Consider the following 17,809-nt stretch of genomic DNA (forward strand, 5'->3'; position numbering starts at 1 on the left):
GAAGTCGGGGATCTTATTGTTGCCATTACTGATGACATTGCTGTAAAAACATATATAGTAGTGCCTATATGCAAGGTAAGTTGCCATTAGGCAGGGCTATTTCATTCTATTTTTACGGCAGTTTTTAGGAATCTTTTTCAGAAAAATAAGAATTTAAACGCGATTTAAGTTAAGAACCGTAGTTTTTGCCCTCACCCTAAATCCCTCTCCCACATCTTTGAGAGGGACTTTGAAAACGTCACATTTTAGAATGAAATAGCCCTGGCCATTAGGAATTGCAACACTATGTTAATTAATTAGGACTTACGCAAAAACTCCTCAAACTCTTATTACTTCGTGTCCTTTGCGTCCTTTGCGGTTCGTTTTTCCATAATTTTGCGTAAGTCCTATTAATGAATTAAGAGATATTAATTTTATTATTTTTCCAGACTGGTCTAATTTAGAAACTGCGATCGCGTTGAGAGACTAAAGAAAGTATATTTTGACTTTAGCTGAAAAATAAGTAAGTATTAACACTAGTGATACTCAAACGCAATGAAACGTTCAAATCGCCTTGCTTGGATAGGAGCGATCGCACTCGCTGCGATCGTTTTACTTAGTTTGATTGCGGCTCCCAATAATACTAAAATTAACGCTGGCTCTACTTATAATCGCGCCCCTGATGGTTACGGAGCTTGGTATGCTTTTATGCAACAGCAGGGAATTTCTATCAAACGCTGGCAAAAGCCTTTTAGTGATATTCAGCCAGATAAAAACCCTGTTACCTTTCTACAGGTAAGCAGCGATTTAAGGGAGACGACACTGGATAGTCAAAAGCGGGAATGGCTAGAAAAAGGAAATACTTTAGTAATTTTGGGTGCGGGGGCGCGGGTTACAAAAGCGCAGTTTAGCACTATGCAGAAATATCACCAAGGTGATATTAAAATTGATACACGTAGACGATATAAAAAATCTAACTCTAAGCAAGTTGATTTAGGCGATCGCTTTGGTGCTGTTGTCTGGGAAGAAAGTTACAAAAAGGGAAAGGTGATTTTTTCTACCACTCCTTATTTAGCCGCCAACGCCTACCAAGATTATTTAAGTAATTTCAAGTTTTTAGCCAATTTGGTTACTGAAAATAACACAATATTTGTCGATGAATACATCCACGGCTATAAAGATGCTGATATCAGAAAGAAAGAAAGCGAAGGAGATTTATTTAGTTTTCTTGCTAAAACTCCTGTATTTCCAATATTGCTGCAAGTAGGTATCCTGTTATTAGTGTTAATTTGGGCGCAGAATCGCCGCTTTGGCAAACCAATAGCTTTAGATACACCAGTTGTAGATAACAGCGAAGCATACATCCAAGCTTTAGCCGGAGTCTTGCAGAAAGCTGATACCGCCGACTTTGTTGTAGAGATGGTGGGTAAACAAGAACAACTACAACTCCAAAAAGCCTTGGGATTAGGGCAAATACCTTTAGAACGCGAAGCCTTGATCAACTTCTGGATAGAAAAAACAGGTGCAAGTGCAGCAGAACTAGATGCAGTTTTAAAGCTACAATCTCGCAAACAACCCATCAGTGAACGAGAACTGTTAAGCTGGTTGGGGAAATGGAGAAACATTAGACTAATTCGTAATTCGTAATAGAGCCTCCGGCACGCTGCGCGGTTTTCATGGCCCTTTGGGCTGTACGTAATTCGTAATTAATTTTTGGAATTATGCATAGTATTTCTGCGTTGGTTATTTATCAATAAAAAATATGAGTGAAACCCATCCTATCTTAATTCGGCTTGGTCAAGGTCTTAATCAAGTAATTGTCGGACAATCTAACCTAATACGACAACTTTTAGTAGCACTCCTAGCGGGTGGACACGTAATTTTGGAAGGAGTACCGGGGACTGGGAAAACTCTCTTAGTAAAAGTGTTAGCGCAGTTAATCCAAGGGGATTTTCGCCGGATTCAATTAACACCAGATGTTTTACCTTCAGATATTACTGGTACAAATATTTTTGACTTGAATAGCCGTAATTTCAGTTTAAAAAAAGGGCCAATATTTACCGAAGTGCTGCTAGCAGACGAAATTAACCGTACTCCTCCCAAGACACAAGCGGCGCTACTAGAAGCGATGGAAGAGATGCAGGTAACATTGGATGGTGAGAGTTTGCCCTTACCGGATTTATTTTGGGTGATTGCAACCCAAAACCCCCTAGAATTTGAGGGGACTTATCCCTTACCAGAAGCGCAGTTAGACAGATTTTTATTTAAGCTGGTGGTAGATTACCCAGATGAAGCTGCCGAAAAGCAAATGTTGCTGAATCGTCAGGCGGGTTTTGCAGCACGGCGTTTGGATATTAGCCGTTTGAAACCAATCGCAACAGTAGCCGACATTTTGCAGGCACGACTTGCAGTCAAAGAGGTTAAAGTAGCAGAAGCGATCGTTGATTATTTGTTGGCGTTGGTGAGAACATCGCGTCAATCTCCCGATTTAACTTTGGGCGCATCGCCTCGTGCAGCTGGTGCTTGGTTGCAGACATCTCAAGCATTAGCATGGTTAGCTGGAAGAGATTTTGTCACACCAGATGATGTTAAAGCAGTTGCATCGCCCCTATTACGTCATCGCCTGATTTTGAAACCAGAAGCAATGCTGGATGGTTTACAAATGGATGCGGTAATTGCGTCGGTAATTAATCAAGTACCAGTTCCCAGGTGAAAAAATCTTTGTCAGGCTATACACGCAAAACTCGCCTTAAAAACCTTAACTTTATCTTACCTGTTTGTATAGCCGCAAATTTTATTCGTTGGGGTTTAAGTTCACTGGCAACCCGCCATATAGCGGTTCCCACTCAGATGCGGTACAACATTATATCGCCAGGTGTAGGGGCATGGCACTGCCTGGCCCTTACTTACTTGATGTACGTCACACGAGAACCGCTATACCTTGGATGAGATAATGCGATCGCACTCTTTGGTTACATAGAAATAAAAGGATTAAAGCAATGATTTAGAATCAACTTATAGGTAAACTGATATTAATATGATTGACCACGACCGTTTATTTAAAGAACTGATTGCAACATTTTTTATAGAATTTTTAGAATTATTTTTTCCCCAGGTAATTGCTTATCTAGAACCTGACTCGTTGAAATTCTTGGACAAAGAAGTATTTACCGATGTCACTGCTGGCGAACAATACGAAGCTGATTTAGTAGTACAAGTAAGATTTCGAGAACAAAAAACTTTTTTCCTCGTGCATATCGAAAATCAGTCATATCCACAAGCTGATTTTGGACGGAGAATGTTTCGTTACTTTGCGCGATTGTTTGAAAAATATGCTTTACCTGTATATCCAATTGTAGTTTTTTCCTATGACGCTCCCGCACACCCAAAAAAATATTTACCGGATGGAATTTCCAGATAAAAATGTTCTGGAATTTAACTATGGGGTGGTTCAACTCAATCAATTAAACTGGCGCGATTTTTTACAGCAAGAAAACCCCGTTGCCAGTGCGCTGATGGCTAAAATGAACATAGCACCCTCAGAACGTCCCAGAGTTAAGGCTGAATGCTTGCGTTTGTTAGCGACTTTACGACTCGATCCAGCACGAATGAAAATGACTGGTGGGTTTGTTGACACTTATCTCAAATTAAATGCAACAGAAGAAGAGATTTTTCAAACTGAGATTGCTAAATTTGAAGTAGCCAAACAAGAGGTAGTTATGGAAATTGTTACTAGTTGGGAATTAAAAGGAATACAAAAGGGAAAACTAGAAATAATTATGCGCCAGATAAATCGTAAAGTTGGTGCGGTTACACCTGAATTAGAAGAACGGATTCGCCAATTATCGACTACACAATTAGAAGATTTAGCAGAAGCTTTGTTAGATTTTAGCAATGCAAGTGATTTGGTAGCTTGGTTAAATGGGCTGGAGGAGTAACAATTAATATATATTATTCATAATTTTTGTAGAGACTTGAGGAACATCGTGTCTCTATATTTTTTGTTACAGCCGATCGCACAATCAAGTAATCGCACCACCTCCCCATCTGTCCATCGCCCACGACTCTACTGCTGATATTTTCTAATCGACTCCAAAGCTTGTTGATACCACTCTGTATTTCCTTGTTGCCGAAATAGTTCGGCTGCTTTTTGCAAGTCTACAATCCCCCCTTGTTTGTCTCCTAAATTTTTGCGGGCTATTCCTTGGTTGTAGTATGCATTGGCATAGTTGGGATCAATCTTGAGAGCAACGTTGTAATCAGCGATCGCCCCTTGATAGTCTCCTAAATCAGAGCGGACTAATCCTCGGTTGTTGTAGGCATCGACATCGTTAGGATTAATCTTGAGAGCAGCGTTGAAATCAGAGATCGCCCCTTGGTTGTCTCCTAATTTGTACCGGGCTATTCCTCGGTTGTAGTAAGCATCGCCATACTTAGGATTAATCTTGAGAGCAGCGTTGTAATCAACGAGCGCCCCTTGGTTGTCTCCTAATTTGTAGCGGGCTAATCCTCGGTTGTTGTAGGCATCGACATCGTTAGGATTAATCTTGAGAGCAGCGTTGTAATCAGTGATCGCCCCTTTATAGTCTGCCAGTTTGTACCGGGAAAATCCTCGGCCGTAGTAGGCATCGGCATAGTTAGGATTAATCTTGAGAGCAGTGTTGTAATCAGCGATCGCCCCTTGGTTGTCTCCTAATTTGTAGCGGGCTAATCCTCGGTTGTAGTAGGCATCGACATCATTAGAATTAATCTTGAGAGCAGCGTTGTAATCAGCGATCGCTCCTTGGTTGTCTTCTAATTTGTAGCGGGCTAATCCTCGGTTGTAGTAGGCATTGGCCTTATTAGGATTAATCTTGATCGCAGCATTATAATCAGCGATCGCTCCTTTATAGTCTCCCAAATCGTAGTAGACTATTCCTCGGTTGTAGTAGGCTGAGGCATCATTAGGATTAATCTTGAGAGCAGCATTATAATCAGCGATCGCTCCTTGGTTGTCTCCCAATTCGGAGCGGGATATTCCTCGGTTGTAGTAGGCATTGGCATCATTAGGATTAATCTTGAGAGCAACGTTGTAATCAGCGATCGCTCCTTTGTTGTCTCCTAATTTGTACCGAGAATATCCTCGGCCATAGTAGCCATTGGCATAGTTAGGATTAATCTTGAGAGCAGCGTTGTAATCAGCGATCGCTCCTTGTTTGTCTCCTAATTCGGAGCGGGCTGTTCCTCGGTTGTAGTAGGCATAGACATTGCCCGGATCAATCTTGAGAGCAGTGTTGTAATCAGCCATCGCTCCTTGCTTGTCTCCTAAATCGTAGCGGGCAAATCCTCGGTTGTTGTAGGCATCGGCATAGTTGGGATCAATCTTGATAGCAGCATTGTAATCAGCGATCGCTCCTTTATAGTCTTGCAAATTGTACCGGGAATATCCTCGCCCGTAGTAGGCATCGGTATACTTGGGATCAATCTTGATAGCAGCACTGTAATCAGCGATCGCTCCTCTATAATCTTCTTTACTATATTTTTCGTTAGCTTTAATATAAAAGTCATCTGCTTTAGATGCAGCAGCAACATTAATACTTGGCAGATTCACTCCCAAATCTACCCCCACAGCTAACATCCTCTGTGCAGCCGAATATATAGTAGTTCCAATCCCGGTAGTAATTTTAGTCTGGCTTTTTTCACTTATTGGTTGCTCATCAGCCCTGCCGTGAACTGCTACAACTTCCCCTTGTTCATTTAGCACCGCACCCCCACTCATACCGTTTAAGGTATGATTATCGTAAATGATGTTATAACCATCACGCTGTGCCGTGCCGTTGGCGTTTACTTGTCCTTTGTTAAAAAAGAAACCTGGGTTAGAAAGAGATGCTGTCTTAGCGGGAAACCCAGCGACATAAACAGTAGTCGTGCGTGTAGCTTCATCAGAATTACCAATCTTGCCAATGTTGTAAGTTTTGCTACTGCTAAACTCCAAAACTGCTAAATCTGTCTGTGGTATGGGCTGCATCGATTTAATTGGATAACTTTGCCCATCTGGTGTTAATATTTGATATTTTTCACCACTTTTTACCACATGATAGGCAGTGAGGACAGTGTAAGTATTCTCAGAGCGTTTGATCAGAATTCCCGAACCTGAATCGTTGGATTTTTGAGTGTTGACAACTCTTACTGTAATATCTTCAGCTATTTTTTCTATTGCTGATGCAGATAATCCTAATGCTACCTGCGACTGCACCAATACCATTGATACACCAATCAGCGCAGATGAAAGTCCATAATAATATTTCATATTTTTACCCGATTTTTTTGATTTTTACCAAAAACAAAACAAAAACCTCCCCTTGTCCCAATACTGCGTAGGTTTTGCCTAAAAAATAAAAATGTGTAGTTATCCAACAAACCCCCTAAAATGTTGGGTTTCCTTCCTCAACCCAACCTACGTATATTCAAAACCTACGCAATATTGCACGCTGTCATAACCCACATCCCACATCCCTCTCCTTACTAAGGAGAGGGACAGGTTTTGCGTAGCATAAACCAGGGTGAGGTTTTCTTGAGCTATTCGATAATCCAAAATCTGTTGACTGGGTGTAATCCACCCAGCGATTTTTAAGGCTCAGGTTGGATATTATTCAAAAAAGTATCAAAATCAACATAGATTTGCGTATTATCACTATTTTGATTCGGGATTTTTCCAGATGCTAAACCACGTTGATCTAACAGCCTTTCCGCAGCCAGTTTCGCATTAGAACCCTGCTTGAGAGTAAATAATACAGTTTTGCTTGTGCAAACATCGTTTGTACTAACAGCAGCGCAGACTACCGGATAACCATTGATCTTCCCAGAGATAATAGTTTTGAGATTACCACTGTCATAGTTTTGTTGAAATCTGTACGACACTTGCTTACAGCGTTCTAAAGCCGTCAACTTAGAAGAGAAAAATTTTTCTTCGCCCCAACGAATTATTGCTCTTTTTGTGCCATCTCCTATACGCACAAATGTTACAGGCTTACCTTGGCTCTTAGCACATTGGAAGGTAGGGCTGCATAACTAGGCTGATGAATAATTACAGTTGTTGTAGATGCCATGAGCAAAGCTATGCCAGAAAGTCTAGCAACTTTGGTCAACGTCGAATGCTCTAACCTGCTAACCATAAATTTATGAGTGTTTGAGTACTAGAAAAGGGTATAACTTAAATTATTATCGGGTTAATACCGATATTTACAACCTAATTTTGCAGAAATTCTGCATAATACTTAAAAATACCAGTAAATATCATGTTCATTTATGAAGATAATATAAAAATGGCTGTTAATTGCTGTATATCAGCCAGCGAGTAACTAGTTTTAGGATCTAGGGTGAATATCAATGAGTAAGCTTGGTGGACGTTACCAAATTCTCGAACAAATTGGACAAGGGGGGTTTGGAGTGACTTTCTTAGCCGAAGATACCCAACGGCCAGGAAATCCCAAGTGCGTTGTTAAGCAGTTTCAACCAATTTTTACCAATCCAGACACTTTACACTCAGCAAAACGTTTCTTTGACAGCGAAGCAGTGATTCTCGAAAAGTTGGGAAATCATGATAACATCCCGCGACTTTTGGCTCATCTTGAGGAAAATCAGGAATTTTATTTAGTTCAAGAATATATTGAAGGTCACGATTTGAGTAAAGAATTACTTCCAGGTAAAAAGTTGAGTGAAGCTTATGTAATTAAACTTTTACAAAATATTTTACAAGTCTTAACTTTTATCCATCAGCAAAGAGTAATTCACCGAGATATCAAACCCTCAAATATCATCCGCCGCCTAGATGGTAAAATTGTCTTGATCGACTTTGGTGCAGTCAAACAAATTAGTACCCAAATAATTCAACCTCAAGGACAAAGGAATATAACTGTTGCTATTGGGACTGAAGGCTATATGCCGAGCGAACAAACATCTGGTAATCCTGATTTTCGTAGTGATATTTACGCAGTCGGAATTGTTGCTATTCAAGCTCTTACAGGAATACCGCCAGAACAATTACCAAAAGATGTCAATAATGAAATTGTTTGGCGCAATCAAGCAGAAATTAGCCAAGAGTTAACATATATTTTAGATAGAATGGTGCGTTATGACTTTCGCCAGCGTTATGAATCAGCAGAGCAAGTATTACTTGCTCTACAACAAGTATCGCTATCAGCACAACAAGTATCGCCATCAACATTCCCGCCAACAATTCTACCCCAACCTATTCGTCGTCCACTACCGTGGAAATGGATAATTCCTCTGTTTGCAGTAACAGCAACCATTACAGTTGTTAGTATCTTTAGACTTGTGCCATTCCCGGTTCAACCAACACCTGTAGAATTATCATCTTATGAAGATCCCAAAAGTAAAAGCAAGATAAAATATCCAGATACCTGGAATAGACAAGATTTGAACAATCTTTTTACTGGGGAATTGGTAAAATTTTCACCTCAACAAAGTACAACAAAGACTTCTCAAGAGCAAGTAACAATCACAATTCAAGATTTTTCTGGAACCTTAGAAGATTCTAAAACTCAATTTATTGAAGATATTAAAAAGTCCCAAAATGGGCAAATTATTAGTAGCAATACAACCACTTTGGCATATAGACCAGCGTATCAAGTGATTTATACTGTCAAAGATGGAGACAATAATTTAAAAAATTGGCGGATTTGGACATTAAAGGGAGATAAAGCCTACGTAATTATCTACACTGCTGCCATAGATGATTATGATAAATTTGTCCCAACTACAGAAAAAATGATTCAATCATTTCAAATTGATTAATTTATCTATTGGTACAGCCCAACTAAGGCGATTAATCTCCTCATGTAACCCCTTATCTGCTTCGGAACCATCAACAAAGATAGAGGGAGCATCCCACAAAGGATTTGCTTGCATTCCATTTACACCCACCACCTCACCCCGACAATTTAGCAATGGGCCACCACTCATCCCCTTTTGGATATCATTGCTATAACCAATTTGATAGCCACCCTCTAAAGCTGTGGGTAGTAACAGTGAAACTTTACCAGTAGTGAAGGAAAACTGGTGTTTTTCTTCGTCATTTTGTGAATAAAAACCACTAGCAAAAACTTGATCGCCTACAATTAGTTTAGAAGCGATAGATGCTACTGTGTAATTTTTTTTAGGGCTACGAAACTGCAATATTGCCAAATCATTCTTGCCAAATGTGGTATTTTTAGGCAAACTGGCTGTATATATCTGACCATCAGGGGTTTGAATCCGATAGGGAGCATCATCTGCTCTGAGTACATGAGCATTAGTTAAAACTGTATACATTGAGTCTTGTTTTCGCAAAATAATCCCAGAACCCAAGAATTCCTTTGACATCACTTTTACAGTCATAGCTTGAGCGAGTAAGCGTAACTTTTCTGTTGATATTTGCGGTTGCGATAGTCTCAATCTTAAAGTCTGTGATAAAGGTAGTTTACAACTAGCGATCGCACATCTACCGCGATCGCTAAAATATAATGCCGATGCATATATCGCCAATGATAAACAACCAACACAGGTAACTAATTTCAATCTGCCCTTACTCATCCCACCTGCAAGCTAATATTCACAGTTTTGCTCTCATCACTAGATATTATTGCCAGAATCAATAAATCTGCAAACTAAATTTACAGTATTTCGCAATCATACCCAGAAATATACAGCTATTTTCAGGTAACTAGACCCAGGGTAAGGGTACAGCAATCCTGTGTCCCTACCATTATTGGTATTTTTTAATTAGAAAGAAGTCCCTTATGCACCCCCACACTTTAGGCATTTGGAAAGTAGCCCAAAAGGAAGCTCAAACTAACTGCGTCTACAAGTTATAAAGTATGTGTAGATAAGACAGCAAGGATGTTGAGGAAAAAATCTCTATGACAAACTACCAAGAAACCATACTTAGTAACGAATCCATTAATGAGCTAATCGCCGAGACGGCAAGCATTAACCATCTGGAAGTAATTGAAAATGTCATCGACTCTTTGGAACAAGATGACAGTGCGATGGTTCAGCGCACTCCAGAGGGTGGTTATCTCTGGAAGTTTAAGTATGGAAGTGTGGAAGTATTTGTCCAACTCAACGGGACAAGCGATGAAGACACCATCACGGTTTGGTCTACGGTGCTAAATTTACCTGCCAAAGATGAACCTAAGTTGATGCGGCATCTTTTGGAGTTAAACTGCTCTAGTACTTTTGAAGCGCGTTTCGGTATTATTGAAAACCGAGTGGTTGTGATCTCAATACGCACCTTAGCGGAGTTATCTCCTGGCGAAGTATCTCGAATTATTACCATTGTAGCAACGATCGCTGATAATAATGATGAAGCTTTACAATCTGAATTTGGTGCTAGTTAAGGAATTTTGGATTTTAGATTGGGCTTCTGCTGCATCGGATGCATACTAATCAGGTTTGGCGACTGGCAATGTGCAGATGGCGATTCATTGCTGGGTACTAGTGGTTCATGTGCCAAAAGTTTACAGAGGTTCGTGGTGTTCAGATCCCCGACTTCGTAGAAGTTGTCGGGGATCTCGCAGCCCCTCATAACTAATGCGACAGACCACTAAAACAGCACCAGTCTGGAAAGCATCCGCCAATGCGCTTTTATCGCTACTATCATCCTACGAATAATCGCCTGCTACAGGAGTGAATGCAGGACTCTCCTTTATATACCCTGCTCTCACACAATCATCAATTAGTTGTAAAATAAAAGGCCACAGTTCCGGCGCACCTGTTTCTACAGGCGCTACCCGTTTCATCACCTGATCGCGCCTAATGCCATGAATGCGCCAAGTCCCGCCCTGAGTTTGTTGATTGTGCAGCAAAGGCTGTATCCGGTCTAGGGCTGCGGCAAACTTGGCCGTGGTTGTTTTTCCCGCTTCAAACTCATCCCAGAGTAAACGCAACTCCCTACCTTGATCTGCTGGCAAAAGTCCAAATAAGCGTAACGCTGCTTGTGCTTCTCGTTCTGCCTTGCTGTCATTAGCCTGGACATCGTAACAGAAGGTATCACCTGCATCAATTTCTACCAAATCGTGAATTAGCAGCATTTTGATGGCATGGAATATATTAACACCCTCTGGGGCATATTCTGCTAATGCGATCGCCATCACCGCTAAATGCCAAGAATGTTCAGCACTATTTTCCCGGCGTGACCCATCAATAATCAGGGTTTGGCGCATCACTTGTTTCAATTGGTCAATCTCGATGATGAACTGAATTTGTTGAGTCAGCCGATTGATTTGCACCTAGATTTCTGATTGTGGGTAAGATTTACTGGATTTTAGACTGTAGGTAATTAAACCACGTCTAAGCTAAAAAACAAATAAGCTTCCATAACCCTTATTAAATAATTCGTAATTCGTAATTCGTAATTCGTAATAGAGCCTCCGGCACGCTCCGCGGTTTTCATGCCCAAAGGGCTGTACGTAAATTTTGTTTTGTAATGGGGATTTAACCCCAATCGCATTACTTACTTATTTTTAGAACCGGGGGACTTAAACCCACGGAAGTAGTTAAATATAACTCTTGTGGGGTGGGCAGGAAAGCCCGCCCAGCTTATGCAAGTTTATTTGTGGAACAGCTTATCTTGAAACCTATAGTTCTTCCACGATCAAAAGGATTTGCCCTCATCCCCCAACCCCGAATCTCAAATCTGGAATTCGGGGAGCCAGAATTTCAAACTCCCTCTCCCAGGTTTGGGAGAGGGATTTAGGGAGAGGGTGAAAACTACGGTTCTCAACTTAGATAAGGTTTATCTGAATAATTCTGGCGAATCTGCAAGGGCTTGTTTCTGCATACCAATTAAAAAGCGCCTGGGAGTGTTGCCGTGTTTCCACCCCAAACGCTTTTTATTTTTAACTTGCTCCTCACACAAATAAATAGTATCACTGCTTCTATCAAAAGGCGAGTATATTGAGTGACACTTTCAAAACTGCACCTACAATTCAATTTTTATATTTCTATATATAAATTAAAAAATGCCTGGGAGTGTTGCCGTGTTTCCACCCCAGGCATTTTTTATTCTCAACTTGCTCCTCACACACAAATAAACATTATCACTACTTCTATTAAATGGCAAGTATTTTGAGTGACATTTCTAAAATTGCACAAGCAGTCCAATTTCTGACAAATTAAAAAGCGCTTGGGAGTGTTACCGTGTTTCCACCCCAAACGCTTCTTATTTTTTAACTTGCTCCTCACACACGACTAAACCATATCACTAATTAAATCAAAAAGCAAGTAAGTTGTATGACACTTTGTAAACTGCACACCAAATGAGCAATAATTTAGTGTAAAAAGTGACGTATTAGTGTACAAAGTGACGTACACCAGTTAAGACCATCAGCAAACCCAGTTCGTTAGCAGCAATGATAGAATCTTTATCGCGCACACTTCCCCCTGGTTGGACAATGGCTGTAATTCCTGCTGCTGCGGCTGTTTTTACAGAATCATCGAAGGGGAAGAATCCATCGCTGGCGAGAGTTGCACCAATGGATTTTGCTTGAGCTTGTTCTAGGGCAATTTTAACCGAGCCGACGCGGTTCATTTGACCAGCACCTACTCCTAGTGTAGTGCGATCGCTAGTTACAACAATGGCATTAGATTTAACATGTTTGCAAACTTTCCAAGCAAACAGCAATTCGGCTAATTCGTCTGGTGTGGGTTGGCGTTCGGTAACTATTTGCCATTGACTGCTATCAGCAATTACATCATCGCTAGCTTGGACAAGAAAACCACCTGCGATCGCTTTTACTGTATCCTTAAGGCCACTGCTCAAATCAGCTAGAGTCAAAACCCGCACGTTAGATTTCTTGGCTAGGATTTGTTGAGCTTCTGGATCACAACTTGGTGCAACCACACATTCTAAAAATGTTTTAGTTAACTCGCTAGCTGTAGCCGCATCAATCGGACGGTTGAGTGCGACAATCCCACCAAAGGCAGAAGTAGAATCAGCATTGAAAGCTTTTTGGTAAGCTTCAGAAATAGTGCTTCCCAATGCTGTACCACAGGGATTTGTATGTTTGATAATCGTTGCGGCTGGAGTATCAGTGAATTCAGCAATAATTCGGCGTGCGGCTTCTAAATCAACTAAGTTATTGTAACTAAGTTCTTTGCCTTGGAGTTTCGTCGCAGATGTCCATCCTGTTGGGGTAGTACCAGTTTGATACCAGGTGGCGGGTTGATGGGGATTCTCGCCGTAACGCAGAGATTGTAATTGTGTGCCGTTCAGGGTGTACTGCTGTGCTTCTGAAAGGTAAGATGCTATCGCGCGATCGTAACTAGCAGTGTGCGAAAATCCTTTTAAAGCTGCCTTTTGCCGAAACTCTAGGGATGCTTCGCCGTTATTTTGCTGTAATTCTTGTAAATACTCCTCATACTGGGCTGGATCGCATAATACAGCCAGATGGGCGAAGTTTTTCGATGAAGCGCGTAGCATTGCTGGGCCACCGATATCAATTTGTTCAACAGCTTGGGATAATGTTACTCCTGGTTTAGCGATCGTTTCCTCAAAAGGATATAGATTCACAACTACTAAATCAATCGGGCGAATTTGGTTATTTTCTAAATCTGTCATATCTTGGGGAACATCTCGCCGCGCCAAAATTCCGCCATGAATTCGGGGATGTAGGGTTTTGACTCGACCACCTAAAATTTCTGGTGAACCTGTATAATATGCAACCTTCGTAACAGGGAGTCCCGCATCTTTGAGGGCTTGGGCTGTTCCCCCACTGCTGATTAAATCAAAGTCGAATTCTTCAACCAAGCTACGGGCTAGGTCAATTAAACCAGTTTTGTTAGATACACTCAGCAGGGCTAGACGCGCCATTGATCAATTCCTTAAAAGTAGGCTAGAAGCAAAGGATCTCAAGTTTTACATAAGCTTTGGTTTACTTCAAGACCATTATTAGGAGAAAATAAGAATAAAATATTGCAGCGATCGCTAAAGAATATATGCCAGATGGACAATCCTTTGTTTGAAATCCCAACGCCGGATAGGGATCTCGCCCGTCCTCTAGCGGGCAAGATTCCCAAAGCATAAGCTATCTCAAAACAGTATTGAATGCAAAAATAAACCAGTAATAATTAATCCCACCAAAAAAACAAGTTGTCACTTGAGCAAAGACTCTCAGCTAACCGCTCCACCGAACCACAGCCTTGGTCTACAATATCAGAACAAAAATCATACATGCGATCGGCAAGTCCTTTAGGATCTTCGATGGGGGTGAGGAAACGACCTTCGAGAGTATCGTGAGCAACTAGGGTCAAAATAAAAGGCTGCACTGCTTCAAGTTCTCGTAGCCATTCCACAACATAACCAGGGCCAATACCGTAGTTACAACCATTTGTTTGATGTAGGGCAATCACATCATATTTATTTGTGGTTGGCAAAACACAAAGTTGTTTCGGTCCTTCTGCATCGTAGGCTTTCTTTGGCTCGTAGACAAAGCAACCCCGTTGTAAAAACTGTTGTTGTAAATCTTCCGTTTTGATTTTGCTGCGGCGTTTGCTGTTCACATGAACTTTAAACAAGCCGGAAATCTCATCATACATGGGTACTGGCTGAGTCCCACAAATTTCTCCTAAATCTGCAACTGCTTTTTGATATTCAGGGTTCTGGGCAGTTTGGGAAAAGTCTGGACGGGGTAGTTCTACTCCCCAGCGTTTATCATCATCGCTGTTGTTTTCTTCATCATCTTCATCTTGTTCATCCCATCGTCGTTTTTCAACACCATATTCAACCAGCATCTCTATGACATGATGATGATCAAATAAATCTGCCAAAGTCATCGCTGTATCTCCATCTTTAGAAACGGCATTGACATCAGCACCCCGTTCAATCAGCATTTGAATTAGCTCTAAATGTTCTTCCTTTTGTACTGCCTCTATTAAAGGAGTGTGATCTTCATTATTTTTAGCGTTGACATCTGCTCCTGACTCTATCAGAAATTTTGCCAGTTCTATATGAGTATTTCTCAAAGCCATCAAAAGCGGCGTATCTCCCTCCGAATCTTGCTGATTAATATTTACTGCTGCCTGCATTAATATTTGCACAACCTCTAGATGTCCATTGATGCAACCAAGACATAGGGCATCTCTTGCAAAACAATCTCGTGCTTGAAGATTTGCTTGATGTGAAACTAGTACTTGCACGATATTTTTATATCCTTTAATTGCTGCTAGCATCAAAGCAGTTATGCCCAAAGAAAATCTCATCGCAGGAAATGACTCGTAATCGTCTGAAATAATCCCACGAGGTTGTCGTTGATTGACATCAACAATATCAGTGGCATTGATATCAGCACCTGCATCAAGCAGCAAATTTACAACCTCTAAATGTCCAGTTGATGCTGCTAACATTAACGGCGTGCGGTTCTTCGTTTTTCTCCTTTGGTCGCGTGCATTCACGTTAGCACCTTCAGACAACCATGTACGTACAGCTGCAACATCTCCCTGTTCGGCGGCGTTCAGCAGATGTTCTTCTGGACTTACCCTTGATGCATCCACACCAAACTGACGCAGAACTTCTAGAACGTCTGAATGTTCGTTTCGCACTGCCCAATCATAGGCTGATAATCCCTCGCCATCTTTTCGGTAGGGGTCAGCACCTGCTGCCAATAACACTGCTAAAGCTTCTCCATGACCGCAACGTGCTGCCAGAATTGCTGGGAAGGTGTCAACTGCAATTTCTGGTTCAGCAATGTTGGATGTGGCAAGCTTTGCCCGATTTGTGGCAATATCAATAGATTCAATGGTTTCGCCCACCTCAGATAGTGGTGCATCTCCGGTTTCAACTGCGTCGAGGCTTTCAAATGCTTTACCAAGAGTCTCCAAAGTATTGAATGCTGTTTTTAATGCAGATCCAGCCTGTCTTTGAATTGTGGCATGATTGATTGTAATACCTGATGTCAAAATATTGACATCTGCCCCAGCAGCTATCAGCGCTCTAATTACTGCTGCTGAACCTTGTGCTGCTGCCATTGCGATGGGTGGAATACCACCAAACTTTGTTGTTTTGCTTGGGTTGGCACCTGCTGCAATTAGTTTCAGAGCGATATCGAAGTTACCTCTTTCAATCGCTTTTAATAAAGGGTTTGAAAGCATACTGCCATTATCAACATCAGCACCCGCAGCAATTAACAAATCAACGATTTCCGCATTTCCCACTCTGGCCGCCTCTTGCAACGGGCTGCCACTATATGTTGACACATTAACATCTGCACTCTTAGTAAGCAAAACTCTGACGATTTCCACTCGACCGGTCATAACTGCCCAAACTAACGAGTGTCTAAGTGAAGAATCATCAGCCCCCGCTTCAATTAATGCACATTTAATTTCATCTGGGCCGTAGCGTGCAAGTTCGTAGGCTGTTTTATCACCTTTTTTGACATTTGGATTTGCGCCTGTAGCAAGTAATTTTTTTACGCGCTGGGTATCACGGGACTCAATAGCGGCAATTAGCTGCTCGTCCATAACATTTTCTACCTATCTATTTGGAGTTATCTAGTTATTTTGCCCATTTAACTTTTTTTTGACCTTGACGATGTAGGTATTCTTTGGGCAAGCAATGCCACTAAATACTAAGTCAGCTTGAAGAGATAGGATCTATGAAAAGAGTGAAATTTTAGGAGTAAACCTCTGTCTTTACAAGCTATCACCGTTAAGAGAGATTCTCAACCCCCCTCTGGCTTAATTGTCACTTTGCATGGTTGGGGTGCTAATGCTGAGGATGTAGCATCTTTGTTACCTTTGCTCAACTTACCCGATTACCAATTTGTATTACCCAACGCACCTTATCCTCATCCCTATTCCGCAGTCGGGAGGGCATGGTATGATCTGCGGGTGGAGAATATGTATGAAGGATTGGCAGAAAGTCGGCAACTATTAAGGGATTTTTTGCAATCTTTAGAAAGTACCACTGGCGTACCTTTGTCACGCACCATTTTAAGTGGATTTTCTCAAGGTGGGGCAATGACTTTAGATGTCGGCTCAAAATTGCCCCTAGCAGGTTTAGTTGTCATGAGTGGGTATTTACATCCTGATGCAGTAAGGGCAAATCAAAAAGGGATTCCGCCAACTTTAATCAGCCACGGGAAATATGATGAAGTTGTGCCTCTGCAAGCTGCTTTAAGGGCCCGAGAAACTCTAAAGTCTCTAAATGTGGCGGTAGAATACCACGAATTTGATATGGGGCATGAAATAAATCCACAAACGTTAGAGGTGCTACGAAATTTCGTTGTAAATACAATTGCTTAGTCAGGATTACGAATTTTTTATAAATTATGGTACAAATTCTGACAATTTTCACGAAAATAATCACTTCTAATGAGTAATATATATTGGGTGGCTGCGAAAGAACGCAATTTAACCCATGCTGAAGGCGAGTGCTGCATAAGGGAGGGGCTAGCATTATGACAACTCTAAGCATTTCCAAGAAAGAAATTGCTGCCATGACCGTGGCAGAAGTAGAAGAACTGGCTACACGTCTGGAGCTAGATAATTATAGTAATGCTTTTGAGGGTTTAAATGATTGGCATTTATTGCGAGCGATCGCATTTCAGCGCCCAGAGTTAGTTGAACCCTATATCTACCTCTTAGACTTGGAACCCTATGATGAAGCGTAGTTGAGAGTTAGGAGTTAGGAGTTAGGAGTTTGGAGTTAGGAGTTTGGAGTTAGGAGTTTGGAGTTAGGAGTTTGGAGTTAGGAGTTTGGAGTTAGGAGTTTGGAGTTTGGAGTTTGGAGTTTGGAGTTTGGAGTTTGGAGTTTGGAGTTTGGAGTTTGGAGTTTGGAGTTTGGAGTTTGGAG

Annotated in this window: 13 protein-coding genes and 1 pseudogene; 7 read left to right on the forward strand and 7 right to left on the reverse strand. The window is 41.3% G+C overall.

The genetic code is table 11. The features are described 5' to 3' along the window. Positions 1-534 precede the first annotated feature (534 nt). The 3 genes and pseudogenes from V7K73_RS25355 (at position 535) to V7K73_RS25365 (ending at position 3,917) form a co-directional block, all read left to right on the forward strand. Entirely contained in the window at positions 535-1,626 is a 1,092-nt protein-coding gene (locus tag V7K73_RS25355; protein WP_334884153.1) for a DUF4350 domain-containing protein, read from the forward strand. 115 nt (positions 1,627-1,741) lie between these two features. Next, on the forward strand, positions 1,742-2,692 hold the full coding sequence (locus V7K73_RS25360) for an AAA family ATPase (RefSeq protein ID WP_334884155.1): 951 nt from the start codon (positions 1,742-1,744) through the stop codon (positions 2,690-2,692). A 324-nt stretch (positions 2,693-3,016) separates the two neighbouring features. Next, positions 3,017-3,917 (forward strand): annotated as a pseudogene (locus V7K73_RS25365) (Rpn family recombination-promoting nuclease/putative transposase). Positions 3,918-4,045: 128 nt separating this feature from the next. Here V7K73_RS25365 and V7K73_RS25370 read toward each other — a convergent pair. The 3 genes from V7K73_RS25370 to V7K73_RS25380 all read right to left on the reverse strand — a co-directional run bounded on the left by V7K73_RS25370 (position 4,046) and on the right by V7K73_RS25380 (position 7,133). After that, positions 4,046-6,268 (reverse strand): tetratricopeptide repeat protein, encoded by a 2,223-nt coding sequence (locus tag V7K73_RS25370; RefSeq protein ID WP_334884157.1) that lies wholly within the window; start codon positions 6,266-6,268, stop codon positions 4,046-4,048. A gap of 320 nt (positions 6,269-6,588) precedes the next feature. Then, positions 6,589-6,975 (reverse strand): COP23 domain-containing protein, encoded by a 387-nt coding sequence (locus tag V7K73_RS25375; protein ID WP_334884158.1) that lies wholly within the window; start codon positions 6,973-6,975, stop codon positions 6,589-6,591. A 5-nt stretch (positions 6,976-6,980) separates the two neighbouring features. After that, on the reverse strand, positions 6,981-7,133 hold the full coding sequence (locus tag V7K73_RS25380; protein ID WP_334884160.1) for a hypothetical protein: 153 nt from the start codon (positions 7,131-7,133) through the stop codon (positions 6,981-6,983). A gap of 214 nt (positions 7,134-7,347) precedes the next feature. Between V7K73_RS25380 and V7K73_RS25385 the strand changes: the two genes are divergently transcribed. After that, entirely contained in the window at positions 7,348-8,775 is a 1,428-nt protein-coding gene (locus V7K73_RS25385) for a protein kinase domain-containing protein (protein WP_334884162.1), read from the forward strand. Here V7K73_RS25385 and V7K73_RS25390 read toward each other — a convergent pair. Then, the gene (locus V7K73_RS25390; RefSeq protein WP_334884164.1) at positions 8,758-9,552 is read right to left on the reverse strand and encodes a S1 family peptidase; all 795 of its coding nucleotides are present in this window, start codon (positions 9,550-9,552) and stop codon (positions 8,758-8,760) included. The genes V7K73_RS25385 and V7K73_RS25390 overlap by 18 nt on opposite strands. A gap of 326 nt (positions 9,553-9,878) precedes the next feature. Between V7K73_RS25390 and V7K73_RS25395 the strand changes: the two genes are divergently transcribed. Continuing rightward, positions 9,879-10,358 (forward strand): YbjN domain-containing protein, encoded by a 480-nt coding sequence (locus V7K73_RS25395; RefSeq protein ID WP_334884166.1) that lies wholly within the window; start codon positions 9,879-9,881, stop codon positions 10,356-10,358. Positions 10,359-10,622: 264 nt separating this feature from the next. Here V7K73_RS25395 and V7K73_RS25400 read toward each other — a convergent pair whose 3' ends face one another. The 3 genes from V7K73_RS25400 to V7K73_RS25410 form a co-directional block, all read right to left on the reverse strand. After that, the gene (locus V7K73_RS25400; RefSeq protein ID WP_334884168.1) at positions 10,623-11,249 is read right to left on the reverse strand and encodes an HD domain-containing protein; all 627 of its coding nucleotides are present in this window, start codon (positions 11,247-11,249) and stop codon (positions 10,623-10,625) included. A 1,061-nt stretch (positions 11,250-12,310) separates the two neighbouring features. Further along, positions 12,311-13,831: a bifunctional phosphoribosylaminoimidazolecarboxamide formyltransferase/IMP cyclohydrolase gene (gene purH / locus V7K73_RS25405; protein ID WP_334884170.1), complete on the reverse strand. Its 1,521-nt coding sequence runs from the start codon at positions 13,829-13,831 to the stop codon at positions 12,311-12,313. Between the two features lie 257 nt (positions 13,832-14,088). After that, positions 14,089-16,476, reverse strand: a complete 2,388-nt coding sequence (locus tag V7K73_RS25410; RefSeq protein WP_334884172.1) for an ankyrin repeat domain-containing protein — start codon at positions 16,474-16,476, stop codon at positions 14,089-14,091. 180 nt (positions 16,477-16,656) lie between these two features. On the opposite strand from V7K73_RS25410, the gene V7K73_RS25415 reads away from it, so the two are divergent. Next, positions 16,657-17,259, forward strand: coding sequence for an alpha/beta hydrolase (locus V7K73_RS25415; protein ID WP_334884174.1), 603 nt, complete (start codon positions 16,657-16,659; stop codon positions 17,257-17,259). 155 nt (positions 17,260-17,414) lie between these two features. Next, positions 17,415-17,627, forward strand: coding sequence for a protein IsiD (isiD, locus tag V7K73_RS25420; RefSeq protein ID WP_229457986.1), 213 nt, complete (start codon positions 17,415-17,417; stop codon positions 17,625-17,627). Positions 17,628-17,809: the final 182 nt, after the last annotated feature.

It is taken from the genome of Nostoc sp., from assembly GCF_036916975.1.
Lineage (GTDB): Bacteria > Cyanobacteriota > Cyanobacteriia > Cyanobacteriales > Nostocaceae > Nostoc.

Bases quoted from the DNA above. Each gene is read 5' to 3' on its own strand.
- V7K73_RS25360 (WP_334884155.1), top strand. From the start codon at position 1,742: ATGAGTGAAACCCATCCTATCTTAATTCGGCTTGGTCAAGGTCTTAAT.
- V7K73_RS25410 (WP_334884172.1), bottom strand. From the start codon at position 16,476: ATGGACGAGCAGCTAATTGCCGCTATTGAGTCCCGTGATACCCAGCGC.
- V7K73_RS25390 (WP_334884164.1), bottom strand. From the start codon at position 9,552: ATGAGTAAGGGCAGATTGAAATTAGTTACCTGTGTTGGTTGTTTATCA.
- purH (WP_334884170.1), bottom strand. From the start codon at position 13,831: ATGGCGCGTCTAGCCCTGCTGAGTGTATCTAACAAAACTGGTTTAATT.
- isiD (WP_229457986.1), top strand. From the start codon at position 17,415: ATGACAACTCTAAGCATTTCCAAGAAAGAAATTGCTGCCATGACCGTG.
- V7K73_RS25380 (WP_334884160.1), bottom strand. From the start codon at position 7,133: ATGGTTAGCAGGTTAGAGCATTCGACGTTGACCAAAGTTGCTAGACTT.
- V7K73_RS25355 (WP_334884153.1), top strand. From the start codon at position 535: ATGAAACGTTCAAATCGCCTTGCTTGGATAGGAGCGATCGCACTCGCT.
- V7K73_RS25395 (WP_334884166.1), top strand. From the start codon at position 9,879: ATGACAAACTACCAAGAAACCATACTTAGTAACGAATCCATTAATGAG.
- V7K73_RS25370 (WP_334884157.1), bottom strand. From the start codon at position 6,268: ATGAAATATTATTATGGACTTTCATCTGCGCTGATTGGTGTATCAATG.
- V7K73_RS25385 (WP_334884162.1), top strand. From the start codon at position 7,348: ATGAGTAAGCTTGGTGGACGTTACCAAATTCTCGAACAAATTGGACAA.